We start from the raw sequence: 388 nt of genomic DNA, 5'->3' as shown, positions 1-388 counted from the left end.
ACAAGAAGGACCTGAACCTTCTGTGCCACCGGATTTCCTTTCATCGATAACTTCAGGGCCGAGGATGCACGGCATGTGCCGCCTGAATCGCGTCCCCTGTTATATGCAGTACTGCAGTACGTCGGAAAGCAAACCGCTTTTGCTGGAAAAACACAAACCCTAGGGGAGAGCACGAGAGCACGCTCCGAAGACGGAAAGATGCGCGTTTCGGACATAGGGAACCCGGGCAAGGTCGTCGGGCTGAAGCACGGCTGAATAGTGGACGGCGATCCCTCGGCGATCACAGATGCAGAAGCATCCGGCTGTTGCCCAAGGTGTTCGGTTTCACTCGTTCGAGACCGAGGAACTCCGCCACACCCTCGTCATAGGAACGCATCAGCTCCGCGTA

At 56.7% G+C, this 388-nt stretch carries 1 pseudogene; it reads right to left on the bottom strand.

Annotation, left to right across the window (positions count from 1 at the left end):
* Positions 1-280: 280 nt before the first annotated feature.
* A pseudogene (locus tag ADL25_RS16805) lies at positions 281-388 on the bottom strand (N-acetylglutamate synthase); the annotation flags it as partial.

Source organism: Streptomyces sp. NRRL F-5122, from assembly GCF_001507435.1.
GTDB classification, from domain to species: domain Bacteria; phylum Actinomycetota; class Actinomycetes; order Streptomycetales; family Streptomycetaceae; genus Streptomyces; species Streptomyces lannensis.
The sequence above is the reverse complement of the archived record's forward strand: the minus strand, read 5'-3'. Positions and strand labels throughout refer to the sequence as shown.